This window comes from Sinorhizobium fredii USDA 257 (assembly GCF_000265205.3).
Taxonomy (GTDB): domain Bacteria; phylum Pseudomonadota; class Alphaproteobacteria; order Rhizobiales; family Rhizobiaceae; genus Sinorhizobium; species Sinorhizobium fredii_B.
Genome location: NC_018000.1, coordinates 6,107,875 through 6,131,426, shown reverse-complemented (window position 1 = coordinate 6,131,426; position 23,552 = coordinate 6,107,875). Strand labels below are relative to the sequence as shown.

Genomic DNA, 23,552 nt, shown 5'->3' with positions numbered 1-23,552 from the left:
GTGACATTCTTGGCCGGCGAAGAATCAGGCCGGCACGTCCTTGCGGCGGAAACCGCGCGCTTTTCCCCAATCCAGATCTAACCGAAATCGATCGCGTGCAGCATGGTGCCGTTGCGCTTCAGCCAGCGCCTGGCGTCGTTTGTGTCCGGACAGAGCTTTTCGCACAGTGCCCAGAAGTCGGGGCCGTGGTTCATCTCCTGGAGATGGGCCACCTCGTGGGCGGCGAGATAGGCGATGACTTTCGGGGGCGCCATTGCAATGCGCCAGGAAAAGCTCAAGTCGCCTTCGGCGGAGCAGGAACCCCAGCGGCTGCGGGTATCCTTGAAGCTGAGCGAGCGCACCCGGCGATCGATCCTGCCGGCATAGACGGCGACGAGACGCTCCAGTTCGAAGCGCGCCTCCTTCTTCAGGAAGTCGGCAATCCGCCGACGCAGGTGCTCCTCCGCGCCGCCGACCCGCAACACCGCCTCGTCGTCAGCGACCACGGCCTCGGTGAGGCCACGGATGCGGCCGGTTCTTTCGATGCGATGGGCGACGCCGCGGATGAAGATCGTTCCGCCATGCTCGATTTCGCTCTCGCCGGAGAAGCGCGCGAGCCTGGTCATCAGCCAGCCCTGGTGACGGGTGAGGAACGCGCTGACCTCGCGCTCCGGCAGGCCCTCGGGAACGGTCAGTTTCAAGGCGCGCCCGCCGGGCTCTATACGCAACGTCATCCGCGTCGCCCGGGCGTTCTGCCGGATGGTCAAGGGAAGAAGCTTGCCGGCCACCTCGATGTCACGCGTAACATCGAGGCGCGTTTCAGTGCCGCGGCGCCGCTTGAAAGAAGGAAACATGAGGCCTTTCTAGCCGATTCGCCGACCGCTGGCAGCTGCCTCTACGAGACGTCCGGCGTTTCATGTGAAACGCCGGACATCGATTCCGTCAGGTCAGTTCGTTTCGGAGCCGGGTGCCGGACCCGGGCGGCCGTTCTTGCGCTCGCGCATGAAGCGGTCGAATTCCTCCTGGTCCTTGGCGCGCCGGAGCTCGCGGACATAGGCGTCGAACTCCTCGCGCATCTCGTCGAGCTTGCGGCGCTCTTCGTCGAGGCGGGTAAGTTCCGCTTCGCGCCAGTCGTCGAAGGCGACATTGCCGGTCCGATGGTGGGCCCACTGGGCCTTGTGGTTCCGGCGGAAGCCGGCGCACATGCGGTCCACGCTGTCGTTGGCGTCCTTCTTGAAGGTCCTCAGCTTGTCGCCGAAGAGGATGTAAGCGAGCATCGCCAGACCGAGCGGCCAGAACACAATGAAACCAAGCACCATCAATGCAATGGTCGCAGGCGTCCAGTCCGGACGGATCAATGCAGATTGGTTCATCTTCAGTATTCCTCGCAGTCAGCGGGCCGCCCGTTGCGGCCCGATGAAGACGATGTGGGAAAGACCGAAGATGTCTGCAAGATGCACCGGATGCGAATCGGACAAGCCCTTGACTCTGCGGTAGCAAATCGCTGCCGCAGTTTGGTCCGAGGGATATTCGGATCGGCCCGGCGGCGACGGCCCTTAGGCCGACTTGCCGCCCTTGATGATCTGCTTCACCGGTTTCGAGTGGCGCGAATGCTGGCGCTGGAAGGCGACGATGCGGGGCGCGATCTCGCCGCGGAAGCGAGAGCCGTTGAAGACGCCGTAGTGCCCGACATCCGGCTGCATGTAGTGCTGGCGCATGTAGTCCGGGATGTTGGTGCAGATCGTCTGCGCCGCCTTGGTCTGGCCGACGCCGGAAATGTCGTCGTTCTCGCCCTCGACGGTCAGCAGGGCCGTTCTGCGGATCGCCGTCGGATCGACGCGCTTGCCGCGATGCGTCATCTCGCCCTTCGGCAGCGCATGCTGCATGAACACCACCTGCACCGTCTGCAGATAGAATTCCGCCGTCAGGTCCATGACCGCGAGATATTCGTCATAGAAATCGCGGTGCTTGTCGGCGGCATCGCCGTCATTCTTGACGAGATGGGCGAAGAACTCCTTATGGGCGACCAGATGGCGATCGAGATTCATCGACATGAAGCCCGAGAGCTGCAGGAAGCCCGGATAGACCATGCGCATGAAGCCCGGCTGCGGCCACGGCACCGGCATGATGACATTGTCGCGGAACCATTCAACCGGACGCTGCTCGGCCAGCTGGTTGACACCGGTCGGATTGATGCGCGTGTCGATCGGACCGCCCATCAGCGTCATCGACGCCGGCGAGAGCGGGTCGTTGTCCGCCTCCATAAGCGCGACCGCGGCGAGGACCGGTACCGCCGGCTGGCAGACGCCGATCACATGCGTGTCGGGTCCGAGGAAATGCAGGAGCTGGATGACGTAGTCTATATAGTCGTCGAGGTCGAAGGTGCCTTCGCTGAGCGGCACCATCCGGGCATCCATCCAGTCCGTGATGTACACGTCGGAGTGGGGCAGCAGCGCCTCGACGGTACCGCGCAGCAGCGTCGCATAATGTCCGGACATCGGCGCGACGAGCAGCACTTTCGGGTCCGGCGTCCGCCCCTTCGGCAGCGACCGCTCGAAATGGATGAGGTTGCAGAAGGGCGCCCGCCAGACGATCTTTTCGCGGACCGGCACCGGCAGCCCGTCGATAATCGTTTCGGGCAGGCCGAATTCCGGCTTGCCGTAACGACGCGTGGCGCGTTCGAAGACTTCCAGCCCCGCGGCCGCGGCGCGGCCGAAATAAGTGTGCGAGACCGGATTCATCGGATTCTTGAAGGCCAGCCGCATGGCATCCGCCGCCGTGCGCCACGGTGCCATCATGGCATGGTTCATTTCGTAAAGCTGGTAGAACATGGGATGCGTACCCCTCGGTTCAATCAATCTCGGCGCCGCTCCCAGGTCCCGACGCAAGGCTTGCGAGTGTTTGTCTTGGTGTCCGCAATCCCTTGCAGACTACCACTTTTCTTGTGCATCGCAACAAAAACGCCCCCTGCATTTTGGGGTATGTTGCGCAGCGAAATCATATTACTAATATATTGAGATAACATTGCGCCGGCGTGTCGCGCTATGACGTTCGTACCTCAGACCGCGGAAATTCCGTAGAAACGGGCCGCCGTCCCCAGGAAAATCGCCTGCCGCTCCGCTTCCGTGCAAGTCGCGGTCAACGCCCGGGCAGCAGCGAACCACTCTGCATAGTCGGCGTCGAGCAGCACAACCGGCCAATCGCTGCCGAACATGACTCGCTCAGCACCGAAGACGTCAACCAGGTGAGCGGCATAGGGCCGCAATCGTTCGACCGACCAGTCTCCGCCGGCCTCGGCCACAAGCCCCGACAGCTTGACGTGAACGTTGGGGCGGAGGGCGAGCGCCGCCATATCCGTCGCCCAAGGCTCCAGCCGGCCTTCCGCAATGAAAGGCTTGGCGCCGTGATCGACGACGATGGCGAGATCCGGCAGGCGATCGGCGAGCACAGCGATCACCGGCAGGTGGCGCGGCTGGACGAGCGCGTCGAAACGGAGGTTCATTTGCGGCAGCATCTCAAGCGTGGCGATCGCTTCCGGCCGAAGAATCCAGGCGGTTTCGTCGATGCTTTGCAACATCGGCCGAATGCCCTTGAATTCCGGATGCGTTTTCAGTCGCCGAAGCTCGGCACCGGCGTCCGCAGCAAGGATGTCGACCCAACCGACGACCGCGGCAACCGTCTCTTCCCGCGCGGCGATATCGAGCAGGAACTCGGTTTCGGCGACATTCGGCGCCGCCTGCACGAGGATGGTACTGCCGATTCCCGCGGCGCTCAGATGGGGCTTGAGATCGTCGGGTCCAAAGTCGCGGAAGATCGGTTCAAGGTCCGGGCCGGGCCAGTCGTTGTGACCAAGCCCCAAGGTCCAGTAGTGCTGGTGGGCATCGATGAAGCTCATGCCGCATTCACCGTAATGACCGCCTTCACAAGGCCCGCCTTGTCGTGCGCCCAACGCGGCAAGTCGTGCACCGCCTGGTCGAGGGTCGTCCTGTGGGTCACGAGCCTGTCCACCGGGACCAGGCCGCTGCCGATCGACGCGATAACGTGATCGAAGTCCTCGCGCGTCGCATTGCGGCTCGCCACCAGCGTCGTCTCGCGCTTGTGGAATTCCGGGTCGGAGAAGCGGATGTCGTTCTTCACCACGCTGACGAACACTAGCGTCCCGCCATGGGCGACATGGGCAAAGGAGCGTTCCATCGACGTGGCATTGCCGGTGGCGTCGAAAACGACGTCGAAGCCATCGCCATCCGTCGCTTGGGCGACGGCCTTTTCCAGCCCCTCACCGGCCAGAAGGCCGCCCGAAAAGCCGAGCTCGTTCGCCGCGAAACCCAGTCGCTCGGCGCTTGTATCGAGAAGCGTTACCTCGTGTCCGGCAATCCGCGAGAAAATCGCCGTCCCGAGGCCGATCGGGCCGGCGCCGATCACCAGGGACCTGGCGCCGGGCGCCACCCCTGACCGCCTGACCGCATGGGCGCCGATCGCCAGGAACTCCACCGTCGCTGCGGCTTCGGGAGAAAGACCGTTCGCCGGATAGAGGTTCTGCTCGGGCATGAGGATCTCTTCGCAGAAGGCGCCGTCGGTGTGGACGCCGAGAACCCGGATCGCCGTGCAGCAATTCGGCTTCCCCCTCCGGCAGGCAATGCAGCTACCGCAGGAGATATAGGGATTGACGACCACCAGCATGCCCGGATCGAGCCGGGAACCCGGGCCTGCCTCGATCACGGTCGCGGAAATCTCGTGGCCCATAACGCGCGGATATTCGAGAAACGGATGCTTGCCTTCGAAGATGTGATAGTCGGTGCCGCATATCCCGACCTGGCGAACGGCAAGACGAACCCGACCCTCGGCGGGCGCCGCCGGCCGGGGTCGATCGGTGATTTCCAGGCGACCGGGTTCTGAACAGACGACAACTTTCATGGGGCTTTCCTAGATTCCGAAGCGCGATCCGGCCGGCATTGGCCAATCGCCGTTCAACGCGACCCCCGGCGCCTGAGCTGGTCGAAATAGACGATCACGATGATCAGCAGACCGGTGATGATGCGTTGCCAGAAGGAGTTGACGTTCAACAGATTGGCGCCGTTGTTGATGGTCGCCAGGATGAAGGCGCCGAGCAGCGGTCCGTGCACAGAGCCGACGGCGCCGAAAAGGCTGGTCCCGCCGATGACCGACGAGGCGATCGCCTGCAATTCCCAGCCCTCCGCCTGCGTGGCGTTGCCGATGCCGATGCGCGAGGCGAGCAGCAGGCCGACAAAGGCGGCGCAGGTCGAAGACAGAATATAAGCGAGATAGATCGTCCGGTTGACGTTGACGCCGGACAGGCGGGCCGCCTCGCTGTTCGAGCCGACGGCAAAGAGATAGCGGCCGAAGCGGCTCAAATGCAGGAAGACGTAGGCCGGAATCGCGACGACGATCACCATCCAGAAAAGGCTCGGGACACCGAGAAAGTCGGCGCGCGAGAAATTGGTGAAGGCCTCGTTGGTGATCGAGATCGTCGAACCGTTTGTGACCAGCAGGCCTATACCGCGCAACGATGTCAGCGTCGCCAGCGTGATGATGAAGGGCGGCAGGCCCATGCGAACGATGCCGAAGGCGTGAAATGCGCCGATCAGCACGCCGATCGCCAGCGTTGCGACGAGCGCCAGCCAGAGCGGCACGCCGGCGGCCAGCAGCCAGGCGACGACGACGCTGCTGAAGCCGACGACCGCGCCGACCGACAGGTCGATGCCGGCGGTGATGATCACGAAGGTCTGGCCGACCGCGAGGATCGCGGTCATCGCCCCCTGGCGCAGCAGGTTGCTGATATTGTTCGGCGTCCAGAAGGCGCTCGTCGCCAGGCCAAGCAGCAGCCAGAGCACGACCAGTAGCCCGAGGAGCGTCAGCCCGAACAGGATGCTGACCCCTCTCTTCGGCGTCGGACCTGCGCTGCTTTCTACCGTTTCCACACTCATTCCGTCCTCCCTGCAGTCTTTCTTATTCGCTCGAAACGCTCAGGCATTGATCGCCTGCGCCAGGACATCCTCGTGGCTGGCGGCGCGGTAATCATGGCTTGCCACGAGTCGTCCCTGGCGGAATACGTGCAGCCGGTCCGCAAGCTCGTAGACTTCCGGCAGATAGGAGGAGATCAGGATGATCCCCGCCCCATTTTCCAGCAAGCGCGCGAAGAGCCGGTAGATTTCTGCCTTAGTGCCGACGTCGACGCCCACAGTCGGCTCGTCGAAGATGAACAGCTTGGCTCCGTGGCTCAGCCACTTGCCGATGACAATCTTCTGCTGGTTGCCGCCGGACATGGCGGAGGCGAGCACCCGGCGCGACGGCGTCTTGATCTGCAGGTCGCGGATCTGGCGTTCGGCATTGGCGGCCTCCTCGGCGCGGTTGATCGTCAAGCCGCGCGTCAGCCTGCGAAACACCGGCAGGTTGATGTTGAGGCCGATCGGCAGGTTGAGGCAAAGGCCCTGGTCGCGGCGGCTTTCCGGCGCGAGCGCGATGCCGAGTTCCATCGCCTTGCGCTCATGGTCGATCTCGACCTTGCGGCCCTGCCAATAGACCTCTCCGGCGGTGAGCGGATGACGGCCGTAGAGGCCGAGCGCGAATTCGCTGCGCCCTGCGCCGATCAGGCCATAGAGCCCGACGATCTCGCCGGCCCGGACGGAAAGCGATATGTCGCTGAAACCGGGGCCGGAGAGCCCGCGCGCCTCGACGATGGTCTCGCCTAAAGCAAACTGCTCCTTGTGATAGATCTGCTCGATGGTGCGGTTGATCATCAGCGCGATCAGTTCCGCCTCATTCGTCTCGGATATACCGCGCGTGCCGACATGGGTCCCGTCGCGCAGCACCGAGACGCGGTCGGCAAGCTCGAAGACTTCCTCGAGCCGATGGCTGATATAGACGATGGTGACGCCCTCGCCCTGCAGCCGGCGAATGAGGCGGAAGAGCTGGGCCGATTCCTGCCGCGTCAGATAGGCCGTCGGCTCGTCGAAGATCAGGAAGCGGGTGCCGCGCATGGCGGCGCGCGCGGTCGCGACCAACTGCTGCTGGCCGATCGTCAGGCTGCCGAGCGTCGCGTTGGCCGGCAGGTTGAAGCCGAGGTCGTCGAGAACGCCCTGGGCCGCATCCGTCATTGCCCGCTTGCGCATGACACCGCGGCGGTTCATCTCGTCGCCGAGGAACATGTTGGCCGCCACGCTCAGGTGCGGACAGAGGACCACTTCCTGGTGAACCGCGTTGATGCCGCGGGCGATCGCCTCGTTGGGGCTCGCGAGTTGAACAGACTCACCTTGCCAGAACACTTCGCCGGCGGTCCGCGGAATGACGCCGGTCAGAAGCTTGATCAGCGTCGACTTGCCGGCGCCGTTTTCGCCGACGATCGCGTGAACCTCCCCGGAGAGAAAGGTGATGTTCGCAGGCTTCAGCGCCTGGACGGCGCCATAGTTCTTCTGCAGGCCGCGCAGTTCCAGGATCGGCTTGCCTTTCGGCACGGCCGCCTCGAGCGCCTCCTCGTGCCGCTGGCTGACCTCTTGAAGCCCCGTCATAACACCCTCCTCACTTTCCGGTCCGCGACGGTCGGCTTCTCCGGCCGGCCGTCGCGCCAAGACGGGTCGTGGCGCAGGTGACCCAAACGCCACGACTCATTGGCGACAGGTCAGTTGACCTTCGGGTTCAGGAGCGCGTCGATCTTCGGCTCGGCCATGTTGGCCTTGGTGACCAGGTTCGCGCCGGTGTCGACATTGGCCTCGACCTTTTCGCCTTTCGAAACCGCAAGCGCCGTCTTCACGCCATCATAACCCATGCGATAGGGATCCTGCACGACGAGACCGGCCAGCACGCCTTCCTTGAGGAAGCCGACGGTCTTTTCGTCGCTGTCGAAGCCGATGACCTTGATCTTGTCGCCGAGCTTGTTCTCGGCGATCGCCTGGCCGGCGCCCTGCGCCATGATCAGGTTGGAGGCGAAGACGCCGACGAGATTCGGATTGGCGGTGATCAGGTCGGTCATGATGTTGAGGCCGGTCGTCGCCTGGCCGTCGGCATATTTGTCGGCAACCACCTTGAGGCCAGGATACTTGGTCTTGACCTGGTCGAGGAAGCCTTCGCGGCGCTGGTCGAGCGAACCGACGCCCGGCAGGCTGGTGATGATGGCGACCTCGCCCTCTTCCTTTCCGGTCGCTTCCTTGATCGCGGCGGCAAGACCGTCGGCGGCGATGCGGCCGCCCTGGACGTTGTCAGTCGTCAGGAACGAACTGAAGGCCTTCGAATCAGCACCCGAATCGATGCCGATGACCGGCACCGCCTTGGCGGCCTCGTCGATCGGCTTGCCAAGTGCCTTGAACTCGGTCGGAGCGATGACCACCGCGGCCGGCGCGCCGGCGACGGCGTTCTCTAGGATGCTGATCTGGCCGTTGATGTCGGATTCGGATTGTGCGCCGAGTTCCGGCACGTTGACGCCGAGGTCCTTGCCGGCGGCACGCGCGCCCGCCAACACAATCTGCCAGTAAAAGGAGGTCGTGTCCTTCACGATGATCGGGATGGTGACGTCCTGCGCGAAAGACGTCGCGGGCGCCATCGCAACGGCGAAGGCGGCGCCGGCCAGGGCGTTGAAGGCGCGGCGGGAAAGAATGCGTCTGGTCATGCTCATCAAGTTTCTCCTCTCATTACACCTTGTTCCGTTAGCGAGACCAATCCGCCAGGTGCTTGCAGATCGTCTTTTATCAATAAAAAACATTTCGACACGCTAGTTCAGACAAATCGAGTTGGCAAGCCCCACTTCGATACGCCCGCTTCATTGCGTTCCTCCAGGACGCAAAAAGGATCGCCGCCGCTCTCGGCAGCCGGCGAGACAATCAGACCCTCACAGCCTCCGCTCCGAGCGCTGGGGCTACGAGCGTGTGAGGCTCGAAGACGGCGAAATCTTCCGGCGCTATCTTCCTTCGGGTCAGCTCCATGTTGCGCTCGAGGCTTGAGGGCTTGGCGGTGCCGAGCAGGACCGAGGCGACCTGAGGATTGGCCAACGGAAACTGAAGGGCGGGCGCCGCAAGCGGCAAGCCGCGCTCGCTGGCAATCCGCTCCATCGCCGCCACCTTCGCACGGATCTCTTCCGTCGCCGGCATGTAGTCGAAATGCGCCCCTTGCACCGGGCCGGTGGCGAGGATGCCAGAATTGAAGACGCCACCGACGACGAGCGAGGTCTGCTTCTTCTCGCAGAGCGGGATGAGTTCCGCGACCGCCGATCGATCGAGAAGCGTGTAACGGCCGGCAAGCAGGATGCAGTCGATATCCGCCTGGCGCATCACGTCGAGGCAGACGGGGACTTCGTTGACACCCAGGCCATAGGCCGAAATGGCGCCGCCCGCCTTCAGCTCCTCCAGCGCCTTCAAGCCGGAATCGAGCAGTTGCCGGAGATAGACGGCGTTCTTCGCCGTCCCGTGGGTGTAGCCGCCTATATCGTGGACATAGAGAATATCGATGCGGTTAAGTCCGAGACGGGCATAGCTGAACTCCACCGACCGCATGATCGCGTCATACCCGTAATCATAGGTGACGTCGAAATTCAGCGCCTTGACGTAGGAATAGTCGGGGACCTTGTCTTCCGGGACCGGGTGAAGCAGGCGGCCGACCTTGGTCGAGAGCACGTAGCTGTCGCGCGGCTTGCCGCGCAGGAAATCGCCGACCCGGCGCTCGGCAAGACCGAGACCGTAATAGGGCGCCGTGTCGAAATAGCGGATGCCTGAATTCCAAGCGGCGTCGAGCGTCGCCAGCGCCGCCTCGCGCGTGCATTCGCGATAGAGGCCGCCGAGCCCTGCGGTCCCGAAACTGTATTCGGTCACCTCGAGATCCGTACGGCCGATCTTTCTCGTCTGCATTCCTTGTCTCCTCCCTCCAAGGATGCCCATTCTCAATTCAAGAGCGGGGCAGCTCCTCACCCGGCCCTTTGCCCTCACCCTTAGCCCTCCCCGCAGGGCGGGGAGAAGGTGCCGGCAGGCGGATGAGGGGTAGTCACCTGCCTCCTACAATGTCGCCCCCAGATGCCAGGGGACGAATTCGTTGTCGCCGTAACCGAAAAGTTCGCTCTTCGTCTTGCTGCCCGAAGCCGTGTCGATGATCAGATCGAAGATCTGGCGGCCGAGCCCGGCAATCGTCGCCTCGCCGGAGGCGATCACCCCGCAATCGATATCCATGTCCTCTTCCATTGCCCGGTAGAGCGCCGTGTTGCTGGTCAGCTTGATCGACGGCGCCGGCCGACAGCCGAAGCAACTGCCGCGGCCGGTCGTAAAGGCAATGACATTGGCTCCGCCTGCCACCTGGCCGGTTGCCGACACCGGGTCGTAGCCGGGCGTGTCCATGAAGACTAGGCCGTGCTCGGTCACGCGTTCGGCGTAGCTGTAGACGGCGGCCAACGGCGAACGGCCGCCCTTGGCAACCGCACCGAGCGACTTTTCGAGGATCGTCGTCAGGCCGCCGCGCTTGTTGCCCGGCGAAGGATTGTTGTCGAGCGAGGCGCCATGCATCTCGACGTAGTTTTCCCACCAGGAGATCAGCCCGTCGAGCTTCACCGCCACCGCCTCGTTGACGGCACGGCTGCGCAGGAGATGCTCGGCCCCATAGATCTCCGAGGTCTCGGAGAGGATCGCGGTGCCGCCGGCACCGGCGAGAATATCGACTGCGGCGCCGAGCGCCGGGTTTGCCGTCACGCCGGAAAGGCCGTCCGAGCCGCCGCATTGCAGCCCGACGATGATCTCGCTCACCGGAATCGGCACGCGGCGCGCCGTCGCCACTTCCTTGGCGATTTCCTCGAGAACGCCAAGGGCGCGCTCGACCGAGCGGCGCGAGCCGCCGGCCTCCTGGATGTTGAAATGCCGCTTTTCCGCGCCGGAGCCGCCCTGGCCGTAGAGCGTCAGCTGGTTGACCTCGCAGCCGAGCCCGACCATCAGTGCGCCGCCGAAATTGGCATGACGGGCATAGCCGGCAAGCGTCCGGTGCAGGTTCTTCATCCCGTCGCCGGAGGACGACATGCCGCAGCCTTGGTCGTGGACGATCGGCACGAAGCCGTCGATGCCTTCGTACCGGGGCAGGATGCGGCGGTTGGCCTCCTCGGCAATGGCGCGACAGACGGTGGTGGAACAGTTCACGCTGGCGATGATGCCGATATAGTTGCGGGTCGCCGCACGGCCGTCGGCCCGCCGGTAGCCGAGGAAGGTGCGCGCCTTGTCGGCTTCGCTCGCCGCTTCCGGCGGCACCGGCGCACCGATCGCCAGCCGGTCCTGATCAAAGGCAAGATTGTGGGAGTGCACATGCTCGCCGGCGGCGATGTCGCGGGTGGCGCGGCCGATCGCCTGGGCATATTTGACGACGGGCTCACCGGCCGGGATCGGCCGGATTGCCGCCTTGTGGCCGGCTTCGATCCGCGCCGTTGCCTTCTGCCCGCCGGGCAATGTTTCGCCGGGCTCGATCGCCACCGTAGTGACAGCGACATTATCTTCCGGCGAAAGAAGGATCGAAGTCGGTGCGGACAATCTCAGGCTCTCCCAGAACTGTTTTCACGGGATGGGCCCGTGTTCTCTGATTTGTCTTTTATCTACAATAGACAGATCTTCGTCAATGGGTATTATGGCTGCCGTCGCAACTGGGATTCCGATGCTCTCAGCCGATGACGGCATGGGAGAGGCAGGAAGCAGGACGGTCTCGACAAATTCTGCGAGCGACCCTCAAGACAAACCGGCGCTGCCGGGCTAGACCCCAGGAAACGTCAATAGGCCGGATCAATTCATGGCGAAGCAAAACACAGTCTTCAAGGATGCCTTCAACCGCTGCCTCACGCTGCTTTCGGAAACATCCGCGTTGCCCTCGGAACCGGAGCTCGGACAGGCGCTCGGCGTCAGCCGCACGACGGTGCGTGCCATCCTGTCGCGTTGCGAGGAGGTCAAGCTCATCAGCTGGGACAAGCGCCGCAAGATCGTGCTCAGGCGTCCAGAGGCGTCGGACTATTTCCCCACCGAGGAAACCGATTCGCTCGCCGAGAGAATCGAACGCAGCTTCATGCGCCGGATTCTGGCGGGCGGCGCGGAGCCCGGCATGCAGATCAACGAGCTCGAGCTGGCGCGCGAGATCGGCACCGGCACCACGAGTGTGCGCGAATTCCTGATCCGCTTCAGTCGCTTCGGCCTGATCGAGAAGCGGCCGAACAGCCATTGGGTGCTCAAGGGATTTACCCGCGAATTCGCGCTCGAGCTGACGGAAGTCAGGGAGATGTTCGAGCTTCGCTCGGCGTCTCGCTTCGTGACCCTACCCGAGAATGACCCCGCTTGGGCCGAACTGAAGCAGATCGAAGCGCTGCATCGCGAAATCCTTGCCGACATCGACAACCGCTACAGGGAATTCTCCGAGCTCGACGAGCGATTTCACCTGCTTGTGCACAAATCGTCGAGCAACCGTTTCATCGTCGATTTCTACGACGTTATCGCGATCGTCTTCCACTACCATTACCAGTGGAACAAGGCGAATGCGCGCGAGCGCAACGCCCGGGCGCTGGAAGAGCATCTCGCCTATATCGCGGCTCTTCAGTCGCGCGACCCGAAGCAGGCGGAGCAGGCCTGCCGCCGTCACCTTAAGTCGGCGCGGGAGACCCTGCTGCAGTCGATTCCTTAGCAGCTCGTCCCGATCAGTAGCCGGATTCGGCTCTCACCGGATCAACCTCTCCGAGAAATTCGCGGCGCAATCGCTCCGTGGCACTGACGAGCAAGGTCACGTCGGTGCCGATCGCCAGGAAGTCGGCACCGAGATCGCGGTAGTCGCGCGCCTGTACCGGATCGAGGGTCAGAATGCCGCGCGCCTTGCCGGCCTTCTCGATGCGCGCAAAGCCGTCGATAATCGCGGCCCGGACCTCCGGGTGGGCCGGATTGCCGAGATGGCCCATGTCGGCGGCTAGGTCCGATGGGCCGATGAACAGGCCGTCGACACCGTCCAGTGCGGCAATCTCATCGATGGCGGCCAAGCCTGCCCGGCTCTCGATCTGCAGGATCAGGCAGATCTCGTCATTGGCGTTCTGCAGATAATCCTTGACCCGTCCGAAATTCGTAGCGCGCCCGAGGGCGGCGCCGACGCCGCGAATGCCGTGCGGCGGGTAGCGGACGGCGCGGACCAGCTGCCGCGCCTGTTCGACAGTGTCGACCATCGGGATGAGCAGGGTCTGAACACCCGTATCAAGGATCTGCTTGATGAGGGCGGTGTCGCCGACCGGCAGGCGCACGATCGGATGACTGCCGCGGCCGGCGATGGCGCGATATTGCGCGGCAAGCAACGGCAGGTCGTTCGGCGCATGTTCGCCGTCGATCAGCAGCCAGTCATAGCCGCTGCCGCCCACTACTTCGGCGGCATAGGGGCTGGCAAGCGCCACCCACAGGCCGAGCTGGAAACGACCTTCGCGGATTGCCGCTTTGAAGGAGTTTTTGGGGGCCGGCATGATCGCTCTCCTGTGACGAAGACCAATGTCTTAGCGGCAAACAAAAAAACCGGCCAGAACTTTCCGGCCGGTTTGTTTGCGTGAAAGACCTTGCCTACTCAGGCGATACCGCCGAGGCAGACATATTTGATTTCCATGAACTCCTCGATGCCGTATTTCGAGCCCTCGCGGCCGAGGCCGGAGAGCTTGACGCCACCGAAGGGCGCTTCCGCCGTCGAGATCAGACCGGTATTGACGCCGACCATGCCGTACTCCAGCGCCTCCGCGACGCGGAAGACGCGCGCCAGATCCTTGGCATAGAAATAGGAGGCCAGGCCGAATTCGGTGTCGTTCGCCTGGCGGATGACGTCCGCCTCGTCCTTGAAGCGGAAGAGCGGCGCCACCGGACCGAAGGTTTCCTCGCGCGCCACCGCCATCGCCTGGGTGACGTCCGCCAGCACCGTCGCCTCATAGAAGCTGCCGCCGAGCGCGTGGCGCTGGCCGCCCTGGATGACGCGGGCGCCCTTGGCGAGCGCGTCGGCGACATGCTCCTCGACCTTCTCAAGCGCCGGCTTGTCGATCAGCGGCCCGAGAATGACGCCCTCTTCCATCCCGTTGCCGGTCTTGAGCTTGGCGACCGCTTGAGCCAGCTTCGCCGAGAAGGCTTCGTAGACGCCGTCTTGGACATAGAGGCGGTTGGCGCAGACGCAGGTCTGACCGTTGTTGCGGAACTTGGCGATCAGGGCGCCCTCGACCGCAGCATCGAGATCCGCGTCGTCGAAGACGATGAAAGGCGCGTTGCCGCCGAGTTCGAGGCCGAGCTTCTTGATCGTCGCGGCGCTCTGGCGGTAGAGCTCGGCGCCGACCTCGGTCGAGCCGGTGAAGGTCAGCTTGCGCACGGTCGGGTTGGAGGTCATCTCGGCGCCGATCTCGCGGGCCGAGCCGGTTATGACGCTGAACAGGCCCTTCGGCATGCCGGCCCGCTCGGCGAGCACGGCGATGGCGATCGCCGAGAACGGCGTCTGCGCGGCCGGTTTCAGCACCATGGCGCAGCCGGCGGCAAAGGCGGGGCCGGCCTTGCGGGTGATCATCGCATTCGGGAAGTTCCAGGGTGTGATGGCAGCGACCACGCCGATCGGCTGCTTCATCACCAGGATGCGCTTGTCCTTCTGGTGGCCGGGCACGAGGTCGCCATAGACGCGCCGCCCCTCTTCGGCGAACCATTCGATGAAGCTCGCGCCATAGACGATCTCGCCGGTCGCTTCGGCAAGCGGCTTGCCCTGCTCGATAGTCAATATCCGGCCTAGATCGTCCTTGTTCTCGATCATCAGCTCGAACCAGCGGCGCAGGATTGCCGCGCGCTCCTTAGCGGTTCGCGCCGCCCATTCCTTCTGCACCCGCGCGGCGATCTCGATCGCGGCCCTGGTCTCGGCGGCACCGAGCTTCGGCACAAGACCGATGATCTCGCCGGTCGCCGGGTTGTTCACCTCGATCGCATTCTGCGGGTCCGCTTCGATCCAGTTGTCGCCGACGAGCGCGGCCTGGCGAAACAGCGACGGGTCCTTCATGTTCATGGCTGGTCCTTCCCTCGGAAAACTTTACAGAACTTATACAACTTTTTTCGGTTTCGACAATCGGTCGGGACACCCTTTCTGCTTTTCCCCTCAAACAAAAGGCAAGCCTCCGCAGCGCCGCTCCCGGGGGAACCCCAAATCAGAACGGCTGCCGTCTCGCTTCGTTCCAACCTTTCGAAGGGTCCTTGCGGTGCAAGATCCAACTCCGATCATTTTTCGGAGAGCGCGTTTCAAAGCGCCTGCATCTTCTATAGCGTCGCGGCGAATCCGGCTCCTCGCGGACGCTTCATCTGCAAGTCGAAGGGCCTCCCAAGGAATTCCCATGCAGGACAAGGATGCTCGTTCGTGACAGAAATCAACCACAGAAAAGCCGACCACCCGATCCACTCGATCTTCCTCGAGCGGTGGTCGCCCCGCGCCTTCACCGGCGAAGAAATCAGCGAAACGGACCTGCTGGCGCTCTTCGAAGCGGCGCGCTGGGCGCCTTCGGCGAGCAACATGCAGCCTTGGCGCTTCGTCTATGCCCGGCGCGGCACAGAGTACTTTGCGTCGCTGCTGGAGACGCTCGACGAAGGCAACCAGCGTTGGGCGAAGAACGCTTCGGCGCTCGTCATCATTCTGTCGAAGACCCACAGGTTGACATCGAGCGGCGAGCTGAGACCCGCCTATACCCACGCCTTCGATACGGGTGCTGCCTGGTTTGCACTGGCGCTGCAGACGCAGCTTGCCGGATGGCATGCCCATGCCATGGCGGGGATTGACCGAGACAAGGCAATGCACGTGCTCGGCGTCCCGGAGCACTACCGGGTCGAGGCGGCCGTGGCGATCGGCAGGATCGCCGATCCCTCCACCCTTCCGGAGTATCTGCGCGAAAGGGAAAGGCCGAGCCAGCGCAAGGCGATCGGCGAATTCGTCTTCGAGGGTCGATTCAGGGGCGATTGACGCCTGGAGCTGGAATCGGGCGGCGTTTGCATGGTCTGTGCCCAGCGCACAAAAGAAAAAGCGTGGGAGCGAAGACGCCCCACGCTTTTGTTTTCAACGCACCGAAGCGCTTCTTTCCGAATCGATCGCTTCGTCAGATGTCCAGGTTGGCGACGCTCAGCGCATTTTCCTGGATGAAGTCGCGGCGCGGCTCGACCTCGTCGCCCATCAGCCGCGAGAACAGGCCATCCGCGTCGGTGGCGTCGGCAACCCTGACCTGCAGCAGCGAGCGGACGTTCGGATCGAGCGTGGTTTCCCACAATTGCTCGGCGTTCATCTCGCCAAGACCCTTGTAGCGCTGCATGGTCAGGCCCTTGCGGCCGGCGGCAAAGATCGCGTCCAGAAGGGCACGCGGCCCGCTGATCTCCTGCGTGCCATCGCGGCGCCTGAGCACCGGCGGCTCCGAATAAACTTCCTTGAGTTTCCCCGTCAGCTGATCGATGTGGCGGGCATCGGAGGAGCCGATCAGCGCCATGTCGAGCACCGCCACTTCCTTGACGCCGCGCACCATGCGCTCAAGCCTCAGACCGCCCTCGGCCGTCACCGATCCGACCCAGCCGCGTTCGGTCTCTTCGGCAATGACATCGAGACGGCGCGCCACTTCGACCGCGACCTTCTGGTAGTCGTCCTGGTGGCTGTTGAGTTCCGTATTGAGCGCACCGGCAATGGCCGCCTGCTCGACGATTGCCCGGTTGTAGCGCGAATGCAGCCCCTCCATCAGCGAGCGCAGGCGCAAGGCGTCGTTGATGACCTCGCGGAGATCCTGCCCGGCCCGGACCTCGCCGGAGCCGAGTGTCAGCGATGCCTCCTCGAGGCCCATGGTGACCAGATAATCCTCGAGCGCCTTTTCGTCCTTCAGGTACTGGGCGGACTTGCCGCGCGTCACCTTGTAGAGCGGCGGCTGGGCGATATAAAGGTGGCCCCGCTCGATCAGCTCCGGCATCTGCCGGAAGAAGAAGGTGAGCAGCAGCGTGCGGATGTGGGCGCCGTCGACGTCGGCGTCCGTCATGATGATGATCTTGTGGTAGCGCAGCTTGTCGGCATTGAACTCGTCCTTGCCGATCGAGGTGCCGAGCGCGGTGATCAGCGTGCCGATTTCCTGGCTCGACAGCATCTTGTCGAAGCGGGCGCGCTCGACGTTCAGGATCTTGCCGCGCAGCGGCAGGATCGCCTGGTTCTCGCGCGAACGGCCCTGCTTGGCTGAGCCGCCTGCCGAGTCGCCCTCCACCAGGAACACCTCCGACTTCGCTGGATCGCGCTCGGAGCAGTCGGCGAGCTTGCCCGGCAGCGACGAGATGTCGAGCGCGCCCTTGCGGCGCGTCAGTTCGCGAGCCTTGCGGGCCGCCTCGCGGGCAGCGGCCGCTTCGACGACCTTGCCGACGAGGATCTTCGCCTCGGAGGGATTTTCCTCGAGCCAGACGCTGAGCGCCTCGTTGACGAGGCTTTCGACAACGGGTCTGACTTCGGACGATACCAGCTTGTCCTTTGTCTGCGAGGAAAACTTCGGATCCGGCACCTTGACCGACAGAACCGCCGTCAGGCCCTCCCGGCAATCATCGCCGGTCAGCGACACTTTTTCCTTCTTGGTGATGCCGGACGTATCGGCATAGGAGGTGATCTGGCGGGTGAGCGCCCCGCGGAAGCCCGCCATATGGGTGCCGCCGTCGCGCTGCGGGATGTTGTTGGTGAAGCAGAGCACGTTCTCGTGGTAGCTGTCGTTCCACCACATCGCCACCTCGACGGTGATCCCGTCCTTCTCGCTGCGGATCGACACCGGCTTGTGGACGAGCGGCTTCTTCGCCCGGTCAAGATAGGCGACGAAGGCCTCGAGCCCGCCGTCATACATCATCTCGTCGCGGCGGATGTCGGAATGGCGCTTGTCAGTGAGCACGATCCGGACACCGGAATTCAGGAAGGCGAGCTCGCGCAGCCGGTGTTCGAGCGTCGCATAGTCGAATTCGGTCTTCGAGAAGGTCAGCTCGCTCGGCAGGAAGGTGACTTCGGTGCCGGTCTCGCTGCCGGCGTCTCCGGTGATCGCCAGCGGCCCGTCGGCGACGCCGTGGGTGAAACTCATCTCGTGAATCTTGCCGGCGCGGCGGATCTTGAGCTTCAGGGCGACGGAGAGCGCGTTGACGACCGAAACGCCGACGCCGTGCAGGCCGCCGGAAACCTTGTAGGAGTTCTGGTCGAATTTGCCGCCGGCGTGGAGCTGCGTCATGATGACTTCGGCCGCCGAGACGCCCTCTTCCCGGTGGATATCCGTCGGAATGCCGCGACCGTTGTCGGTCACGGTGACCGAACCGTCCGGATTGAGCGTGACGGTGACGATGTCGGCGTGGCCCGCCAGCGCCTCGTCGATCGCATTGTCGACGACCTCATAGACCATGTGGTGCAGACCGGAGCCGTCATCGGTGTCGCCGATATACATGCCCGGGCGCTTGCGCACGGCATCGAGGCCCTTCAGCACCTTGATGGAATCGGCACCATATTCGGCAATCGCGCCGGCTTCGGTCTCAGAGATATCGGTCATTCGGCTTCAGGTCTTTCCAGGTTCTTCGGACGCGGCGATTCGTTGCGAATCACAGCGCGGACGCCTCGCGGACTATAGGAAATTTGTCCACGGGTTCCAAACCCCGGGCCACAGGAGCACGGCCAGGGCGAGGCTTCATCCCCTGTCATTATCAGGAAATGTGGCTTTTTCCAAAATATCTTCCATCGCCTCGATCGCTTCGCCCGACAGGCCGCGAATCCGCTCGCTCAGACGGTTTGCAAAGGCCGTGTGGCCGGGCGGCAGGCCCGATGTGTCGAGGACCACTCGCGGGTCGGAAAGCCGCGCGACCCGGAAGAGTTCATCGGCCTCGTCCCAGATCACATTGAAATAGCCGGCGACGCGCTGCAGGAAATCGAAGCTCGGTGCGCCGCGCTTGCCGTGTTCGAGGGCCGACAGATAGGCCGGCGAAACGCCGATCACCGCCGCCATCTCCTTCTGCGAGACGCCTTTGCGGCGGCGCAGCTCGCGCATGGCCTCACCGAAAGGCGTCACGATGCATGTCCCCTGCTGCGCGCCAGGCGGACATAGAGCGCCCCCTCGCCCCCATGGTTTCGCGCCGCCGGCTCGTAGGACGAGATCAGCGGGCGAAACTCCGGCAGCGCGAACCAGAGCGGCACGGCGCGCTTCAACGCTCCGTCGCTGCCGAGCGACGTTCCCTTGCCGGTGATGACAAGCACATGGCGCAAACCCCGCTCGTGCGCTTTCAGCAGGAACTGCAGAAGGAAGCCATGCGCCTCACTCTGGATCATTCCGTGCAGGTCGATCCGCGCCTCGAGCGCGAGCCGGCCCTTGGAAAGCTTCCGCTTAACCGGCCTCTCGAACGGATGATGGCGGTGCTCGGCCTTGCCGCTGAGCGCAATCCCCTGTTCCGGCGTTTCGGACGCGGACGCGCCGGAATTCGGTTGCTGCGGAGGTGGCGTTGACGGCTCCTCGATTTCCCCGAGCAGGTCCTCGAGGTCCTGCAAACGCCCCGGCATCGGCTTGATCGAGCGCACGACCTTTCCCCAAAGGATGCGGTCGTCCGGCGATAGCTTCTTGTCCCTAGCCATGGCGATATCGGGCGGCAGCCGCGCGCGGCACAAGGATGTAGAAATCGGCATCGTTGCGCACGGAGCCGGCAAGCGCGCCGGCCATCTCGCCCGATCCCGTGAAGATATCCCCGCGCGCCGGCCCGACAATCGCCGAACCCGTATCGAGCGCAAGCATCAGCCGTCCGAAGGGACGGCCGCCATCGAGATGGGTAAGGGTTTCGCTGGCAATATAGAAAGGAACCCCAAAAGTGTGGATCAGGCGGTCGACCGCAAGCGACCGTCCCGGCTCGAGTGGCACCTTGGCCGCGGCCACCGGTCCGAGCTTTTCATCTCCGACGGGTGCTTCGCGGAAGAAGATGAAGGAGCGATTGTGCCAGAGGACCTCGTCAACCTCTTCCGGATGGGCCACGAGCCAGCCGCGGATGCTCGTCATCGAAACGGTCGCCGCGTCGATTTCGCCGCGCTCGATCAAGAGCTTGCCGATGGCGGAAAAGCGATGCCCGGTCTTCGCCGCATAGGTGATGCGGCGGCGCGATCCATCCGGATAAACGAGCCGGGCCGCACCTTGGACATGGACGAAAAAGACATCGACTTTCGAGCGGGCGTAGGCGATCTCCAAGCCTTGGCCCAGGAGCAGGCCCTCCTCGATCGTCCGGCGATCGGGATACTCCTCAATCCTGCCGTCACGCAGCCGGCCGAAGGCGAAATAGGGATCCATGCCTTCCGGCCGGTTCGTATCGTCGATATCAACGAGGTCGGCGGGGCGCCGGTAGAAGGGAAAGCGGAATGCCTCGTCGGCGATGGCGCGAACCTCAACCTCTGGTTCGTAAAAGGCGGTGACGAAGCCTGGCCTTCTGTCCGCAGGCCGGATGCGGAAGGGCACGAAATGACCTTCGAAGAACTTCCGCGCTTCCGGCGCGCTTGAAAAAACCGCCCCGGCCGCCTCGAAGACGGGCAGCAGATCGGCAACCGAAACACCGAGAGAGCCAGTCCTGTACGGCTTGACCGCCGTCACCTGATGCTGACAGCGGCGCAGCGCGTCGATGACGGGAGTCGGGTCATCCTGTTGCCACCCCGGCAATTCCGAGAAGGCGACCGGTTCGAGATCAAAGGCCATTATCGCCCCTTGCGGTCAATTTTCCGATTCGGTGGCGATCAGCTTCCAGTTTGGGTCGCGCGATCGGGCATCGCGCGCAAACGTCCAGAGGTCGTTCACTTCGGCAACCGAATCGGCATCACCGTCGATCAGCTTGCCTTGCTTGTCGTAGGTGGCGGAGATGAGTTGGCTGATGATGCGGACCGTGACGTTCTCTTCGCTGTCCTTGAGTTCCGCATGGACGAGGTCGGCCTTTTCGATGCCGACAAAGGTCGACTTGACCACCTCGCCCTTGCTTTCCCGTTCGGCGATCGCCGCTTCGAAGCCCTCATAGACCTCGCGGGACAGGAGCCCTTTAAGTGTCTTGCGGTCGCCATCGGCGAAAGCCATGACGATCATCTCGTAGGCCATCTTCGCGCCGTTGAGGAATTCGGCGGGCTGGAAGCTGGGATCTGCGTCGCTGAGCGCCCTCAGTTGGGCATTCAAAGGCGTACCGGGCTTCGAAAAGCCATCGATGGCGGCGTAGCGCGACTCGTCCTCCGCAGTGCTCTCGCGGCGAGGGAGCTGCACGACCTTGCCATTGTCTCTCGCCTCCGGACCCTGCGCCTCGCGCGGCGAATAGGGATCGAAAGGCGGTCGTTCATTTCCTGTCCTGCGGCCAAGGACGCTGCGCAATTGCAAGAAGATGACCACAGCTGCGATCAGGAAAAAAACGTGATGAAGTCAAAAGAGCCCATTTCCACCCGGAACCGCTGTTAGAATTTATCTTGGTGTTCCATATAGTCCGCAAGGATAAACCATTCAAATGGCGATGTCGCACCCATAAACCGGAGACTGATCAATTGCACTCATCTTCTTGCGAGCACGATCAATGCGTTCGGTGATCATTCCTCTCGTCATTCTCGGTCTGCCGATCGCAGAGATTACCGGTTTCGTTGTCGTCGGCCGGGAGCTCGGCTTGGCGATGACGCTGCTCCTCGTCCTGTTGAGCGGAGTTGCCGGCGTCTTGCTTCTCCGCATCCAGGGGCTCGGCACTTTGCGCCGTGTACAGGAAGCGGCGCGGGCAGGAAAGGATCCCGGCCCGGATCTTCTTGGCGGTGCGCTCATCTTCATTGCGGCGATCCTGCTGATCGTTCCCGGCTTCATCACCGATATTGCCGGCCTGGTCCTCTTCCTGCCCCCGGTCAGGCGCGCCATCGCTTCCTTCCTACAGACGCGGCTGACGATCCTGACGACGGGAAGCGGCTTCTATTATGGCGGCGGCGGGAACGACCGACCGCCGCACAGGCCGACGATCATCGATCTCGATACGGACGAGTTCTCCAGGAAAGACGAGGACGGAGACGGTTCCCCGCCACCGAGCAACCGGATTTCTCGTTAGATCAGGGGCCATAATGATTCCGGCCGAGGAGGGCTTGAATCGCCCTTCATTCCGGGGAACCGGTCCGGGCTTCGAGGGTTGTAAGCCCAGGACCGAAATGCTAGACGGCCTCACCAATTCGAAGTCCGAGGAAACTCTTATGACGACTGATACCGCATCCAACGGCAACGGCGGCGCCGCCCAGCAGACCCCGTCGCTCAATATCCTGGCCCAGTATGTCAAGGACTTCTCCTTCGAGAACCCCGGCGCACCGCGTTCGCTCCAGGCCCGCGAGCACGCGCCGTCGATCAACATCAATGTCAACGTCAATGCCAACCCGCTCGCGGAGAACGATTTCGACGTCGTTCTCTCGCTGAACGCCCAGGCGCAGGACGGCGACAAGGTGCTGTTCAATGTCGAACTCGCCTACGGCGGCGTCTTCCGAGTTTCGGGCTTCCCGCAGGAGCACATGCTGCCGCTGCTCTTCATCGAGTGCCCGCGCCTGCTGTTCCCCTTTGCCCGTCAGATCGTCGCCGACGCGACCCGCAACGGTGGTTTCCCGCCGCTGATGATCGATCCGATCGATTTCGCGCAGATGTTCGCTCAGCGCATGGCAGAAGAGAAGGTCCGTGCTCAGGTCGCCAACAGCAACACGACGACCAACTGACGCATCCCAATTCGGATAGTGATGGAAAACCCGGCTCGCGCCGGGTTTTTGTTTTCAAGCTGAGCCAGCGCTACCGCTTCGCCCTTTGGACGACATGTCCTAGCGGCCGTATTTCACCCAGATCGCCTTGGCGCCGATCTTCGAAACAAGAGCCGCATGGGCGGCGATTTCTGCCTCCGTCAGGCGCGGCGCCAGCAACCGCTCCCTTTGCATGACAATGATCGGGCCGTCGTCCGCCTGTACGGCAAGACCGCCGATCTCACTGGTGACGAGTCCGAGAGCCGCCTGCCGGCCGCCGATCATCTCGATATAGACTTCGGCGAGTAGTTCGGAGTCGAGAAGGGCGCCGTGCTTGGCGCGATGCGAATTGTCGACGCCATAGCGGCGGCAGAGGGCGTCGAGCGAGTTCGGACCCATCGGGTGCTTTCGCCGCGCCAGCGACAACGTGTCGGTCACCCGATCGATGGCAATCGGCGACAGTCCCAAGCGATCGAACTCCGCATTGATGAAGCCGATGTCGAAGGTGGCGTTGTGCGCCACCCAACGCGCGTCGCCGAAGAAATCGACGATCTCCTCGACGACGTCGGCAAAGGACGGTTTATCCTTGAGGAAGTCGTCGGTGATGCCGTGCACGGCGAGCGCGTCGGGGTGGACCTTGCGGGCGCCGGGATTGATATAGAGATGGATCGTCCGCCCAGTTGGAAACTGGTTCTCGAGCTCGACGCCACCGATCTCGATGACCCGGTCCTCGCGGCTGTCGAGGCCAGTCGTTTCCGTATCGAAAATGATCTCACGCATGGATTTTCCTAAAGGCGGGCGCTCGGCGAATCACGGCCACTCTTGCACGCGATTCTAATGTCGTTCTTTTGCCAATTGAAGCCCATTGG

21 protein-coding genes and 1 pseudogene are annotated in these 23,552 nt (G+C 63.3%); 4 read left to right on the top strand and 18 right to left on the bottom strand.

Translation table 11 applies throughout. The features are described from left to right. Positions 1 to 77: 77 nt before the first annotated feature. The 10 genes from USDA257_RS28715 to USDA257_RS28670 all read right to left on the bottom strand — a co-directional run bounded on the left by USDA257_RS28715 (position 78) and on the right by USDA257_RS28670 (position 11,480). Positions 78 to 833 carry a M48 family metallopeptidase gene (locus USDA257_RS28715; protein ID WP_014766502.1) on the bottom strand — a complete coding sequence of 252 codons (756 nt, stop codon included), beginning with the start codon at positions 831 to 833 and terminating at the stop codon, positions 78 to 80. Positions 834 to 926: 93 nt separating this feature from the next. Beyond that, complete coding sequence (locus USDA257_RS28710) at positions 927 to 1,352, bottom strand: DUF2852 domain-containing protein (protein WP_014766501.1); 426 nt, start codon at positions 1,350 to 1,352, stop codon at positions 927 to 929. Positions 1,353 to 1,535: 183 nt separating this feature from the next. After that, positions 1,536 to 2,810 carry a polyhydroxyalkanoate depolymerase gene (gene phaZ / locus USDA257_RS28705; RefSeq protein WP_014766500.1) on the bottom strand — a complete coding sequence of 425 codons (1,275 nt, stop codon included), beginning with the start codon at positions 2,808 to 2,810 and terminating at the stop codon, positions 1,536 to 1,538. 227 nt (positions 2,811 to 3,037) lie between these two features. Further along, positions 3,038 to 3,874 (bottom strand): amidohydrolase family protein, encoded by an 837-nt coding sequence (locus tag USDA257_RS28700; RefSeq protein ID WP_014766498.1) that lies wholly within the window; start codon positions 3,872 to 3,874, stop codon positions 3,038 to 3,040. Next, a complete protein-coding gene (locus tag USDA257_RS28695; protein WP_014766497.1) occupies positions 3,871 to 4,893 on the bottom strand; it encodes a zinc-binding alcohol dehydrogenase family protein in 1,023 nt (340 codons plus the stop codon). Before USDA257_RS28695 ends, USDA257_RS28700 begins: the two co-directional genes overlap by 4 nt. Positions 4,894 to 4,946: 53 nt before the next feature. Next, on the bottom strand, positions 4,947 to 5,924 hold the full coding sequence (locus USDA257_RS28690) for an ABC transporter permease (protein ID WP_014766496.1): 978 nt from the start codon (positions 5,922 to 5,924) through the stop codon (positions 4,947 to 4,949). Between the two features lie 39 nt (positions 5,925 to 5,963). Continuing rightward, positions 5,964 to 7,505 (bottom strand): sugar ABC transporter ATP-binding protein, encoded by a 1,542-nt coding sequence (locus USDA257_RS28685; RefSeq protein ID WP_014766495.1) that lies wholly within the window; start codon positions 7,503 to 7,505, stop codon positions 5,964 to 5,966. Between the two features lie 110 nt (positions 7,506 to 7,615). After that, the gene (locus tag USDA257_RS28680) at positions 7,616 to 8,605 is read right to left on the bottom strand and encodes an ABC transporter substrate-binding protein (RefSeq protein WP_014766494.1); all 990 of its coding nucleotides are present in this window, start codon (positions 8,603 to 8,605) and stop codon (positions 7,616 to 7,618) included. 205 nt (positions 8,606 to 8,810) lie between these two features. Further along, on the bottom strand, positions 8,811 to 9,830 hold the full coding sequence (locus USDA257_RS28675) for an aldo/keto reductase (RefSeq protein WP_014766493.1): 1,020 nt from the start codon (positions 9,828 to 9,830) through the stop codon (positions 8,811 to 8,813). Positions 9,831 to 9,974: 144 nt separating this feature from the next. After that, complete coding sequence (locus USDA257_RS28670; RefSeq protein ID WP_014766492.1) at positions 9,975 to 11,480, bottom strand: UxaA family hydrolase; 1,506 nt, start codon at positions 11,478 to 11,480, stop codon at positions 9,975 to 9,977. A gap of 253 nt (positions 11,481 to 11,733) precedes the next feature. On the opposite strand from USDA257_RS28670, the gene USDA257_RS28665 reads away from it, so the two are divergent. Next, positions 11,734 to 12,612: a GntR family transcriptional regulator gene (locus USDA257_RS28665; RefSeq protein ID WP_014766491.1), complete on the top strand. Its 879-nt coding sequence runs from the start codon at positions 11,734 to 11,736 to the stop codon at positions 12,610 to 12,612. A 13-nt stretch (positions 12,613 to 12,625) separates the two neighbouring features. Here USDA257_RS28665 and hpaI read toward each other — a convergent pair whose 3' ends face one another. Together hpaI and gabD are read right to left on the bottom strand one after the other, a co-directional pair. Beyond that, on the bottom strand, positions 12,626 to 13,426 hold the full coding sequence (hpaI, locus tag USDA257_RS28660; protein WP_014766490.1) for a 4-hydroxy-2-oxoheptanedioate aldolase: 801 nt from the start codon (positions 13,424 to 13,426) through the stop codon (positions 12,626 to 12,628). A gap of 98 nt (positions 13,427 to 13,524) precedes the next feature. Then, positions 13,525 to 14,979: an NADP-dependent succinate-semialdehyde dehydrogenase gene (gene gabD, locus USDA257_RS28655; protein WP_014766489.1), complete on the bottom strand. Its 1,455-nt coding sequence runs from the start codon at positions 14,977 to 14,979 to the stop codon at positions 13,525 to 13,527. Between the two features lie 345 nt (positions 14,980 to 15,324). Between gabD and USDA257_RS28650 the strand changes: the two genes are divergently transcribed. Beyond that, the gene (locus USDA257_RS28650) at positions 15,325 to 15,921 is read left to right on the top strand and encodes a nitroreductase family protein (protein WP_014766488.1); all 597 of its coding nucleotides are present in this window, start codon (positions 15,325 to 15,327) and stop codon (positions 15,919 to 15,921) included. A 133-nt stretch (positions 15,922 to 16,054) separates the two neighbouring features. Here USDA257_RS28650 and gyrB read toward each other — a convergent pair whose 3' ends face one another. The 5 genes and pseudogenes from gyrB to USDA257_RS28625 form a co-directional block, all read right to left on the bottom strand. Continuing rightward, positions 16,055 to 18,490, bottom strand: coding sequence for a DNA topoisomerase (ATP-hydrolyzing) subunit B (gene gyrB, locus USDA257_RS28645; protein WP_014766487.1), 2,436 nt, complete (start codon positions 18,488 to 18,490; stop codon positions 16,055 to 16,057). Between the two features lie 135 nt (positions 18,491 to 18,625). Beyond that, positions 18,626 to 19,003, bottom strand: a complete 378-nt coding sequence (locus tag USDA257_RS28640; protein WP_014766486.1) for a helix-turn-helix domain-containing protein — start codon at positions 19,001 to 19,003, stop codon at positions 18,626 to 18,628. Further along, entirely contained in the window at positions 19,000 to 19,560 is a 561-nt protein-coding gene (locus USDA257_RS28635; RefSeq protein ID WP_014766485.1) for a Smr/MutS family protein, read from the bottom strand. The genes USDA257_RS28640 and USDA257_RS28635 overlap by 4 nt, the downstream gene beginning before the upstream one ends. Next, positions 19,553 to 20,659, bottom strand: a complete 1,107-nt coding sequence (gene mltA / locus USDA257_RS28630) for a murein transglycosylase A (protein ID WP_014766484.1) — start codon at positions 20,657 to 20,659, stop codon at positions 19,553 to 19,555. The genes USDA257_RS28635 and mltA overlap by 8 nt, the downstream gene beginning before the upstream one ends. 15 nt (positions 20,660 to 20,674) lie before the next feature. Further along, positions 20,675 to 21,375 (bottom strand): annotated as a pseudogene (locus USDA257_RS28625) (Tim44/TimA family putative adaptor protein). Between the two features lie 134 nt (positions 21,376 to 21,509). Between USDA257_RS28625 and USDA257_RS28620 the strand changes: the two are divergent. Both USDA257_RS28620 and secB read left to right on the top strand, forming a co-directional pair. Beyond that, positions 21,510 to 22,019 carry an FxsA family protein gene (locus tag USDA257_RS28620; protein WP_014766482.1) on the top strand — a complete coding sequence of 170 codons (510 nt, stop codon included), beginning with the start codon at positions 21,510 to 21,512 and terminating at the stop codon, positions 22,017 to 22,019. Positions 22,020 to 22,158: 139 nt separating this feature from the next. Continuing rightward, a complete protein-coding gene (gene secB / locus USDA257_RS28615; protein WP_041414797.1) occupies positions 22,159 to 22,665 on the top strand; it encodes a protein-export chaperone SecB in 507 nt (168 codons plus the stop codon). 99 nt (positions 22,666 to 22,764) lie between these two features. On the opposite strand, the gene dnaQ is transcribed toward secB, so the two are convergent. Continuing rightward, positions 22,765 to 23,463, bottom strand: a complete 699-nt coding sequence (gene dnaQ / locus USDA257_RS28610) for a DNA polymerase III subunit epsilon (protein ID WP_014766480.1) — start codon at positions 23,461 to 23,463, stop codon at positions 22,765 to 22,767. Positions 23,464 to 23,552: the final 89 nt, after the last annotated feature.

Bases quoted from the DNA above. Each gene is read 5' to 3' on its own strand.
- mltA (WP_014766484.1), bottom strand. From the start codon at position 20,659: ATGGCCTTTGATCTCGAACCGGTCGCCTTCTCGGAATTGCCGGGGTGG.
- USDA257_RS28680 (WP_014766494.1), bottom strand. From the start codon at position 8,605: ATGAGCATGACCAGACGCATTCTTTCCCGCCGCGCCTTCAACGCCCTG.
- secB (WP_041414797.1), top strand. From the start codon at position 22,159: ATGACGACTGATACCGCATCCAACGGCAACGGCGGCGCCGCCCAGCAG.
- USDA257_RS28695 (WP_014766497.1), bottom strand. From the start codon at position 4,893: ATGAAAGTTGTCGTCTGTTCAGAACCCGGTCGCCTGGAAATCACCGAT.
- gyrB (WP_014766487.1), bottom strand. From the start codon at position 18,490: ATGACCGATATCTCTGAGACCGAAGCCGGCGCGATTGCCGAATATGGT.
- USDA257_RS28665 (WP_014766491.1), top strand. From the start codon at position 11,734: ATGGCGAAGCAAAACACAGTCTTCAAGGATGCCTTCAACCGCTGCCTC.
- USDA257_RS28690 (WP_014766496.1), bottom strand. From the start codon at position 5,924: ATGAGTGTGGAAACGGTAGAAAGCAGCGCAGGTCCGACGCCGAAGAGA.
- USDA257_RS28710 (WP_014766501.1), bottom strand. From the start codon at position 1,352: ATGAACCAATCTGCATTGATCCGTCCGGACTGGACGCCTGCGACCATT.
- USDA257_RS28715 (WP_014766502.1), bottom strand. From the start codon at position 833: ATGTTTCCTTCTTTCAAGCGGCGCCGCGGCACTGAAACGCGCCTCGAT.
- phaZ (WP_014766500.1), bottom strand. From the start codon at position 2,810: ATGTTCTACCAGCTTTACGAAATGAACCATGCCATGATGGCACCGTGG.
- USDA257_RS28685 (WP_014766495.1), bottom strand. From the start codon at position 7,505: ATGACGGGGCTTCAAGAGGTCAGCCAGCGGCACGAGGAGGCGCTCGAG.
- USDA257_RS28620 (WP_014766482.1), top strand. From the start codon at position 21,510: ATGCGTTCGGTGATCATTCCTCTCGTCATTCTCGGTCTGCCGATCGCA.
- dnaQ (WP_014766480.1), bottom strand. From the start codon at position 23,463: ATGCGTGAGATCATTTTCGATACGGAAACGACTGGCCTCGACAGCCGC.
- USDA257_RS28700 (WP_014766498.1), bottom strand. From the start codon at position 3,874: ATGAGCTTCATCGATGCCCACCAGCACTACTGGACCTTGGGGCTTGGT.
- USDA257_RS28675 (WP_014766493.1), bottom strand. From the start codon at position 9,830: ATGCAGACGAGAAAGATCGGCCGTACGGATCTCGAGGTGACCGAATAC.
- USDA257_RS28635 (WP_014766485.1), bottom strand. From the start codon at position 19,560: ATGGCTAGGGACAAGAAGCTATCGCCGGACGACCGCATCCTTTGGGGA.
- hpaI (WP_014766490.1), bottom strand. From the start codon at position 13,426: ATGCCGGCCCCCAAAAACTCCTTCAAAGCGGCAATCCGCGAAGGTCGT.
- gabD (WP_014766489.1), bottom strand. From the start codon at position 14,979: ATGAACATGAAGGACCCGTCGCTGTTTCGCCAGGCCGCGCTCGTCGGC.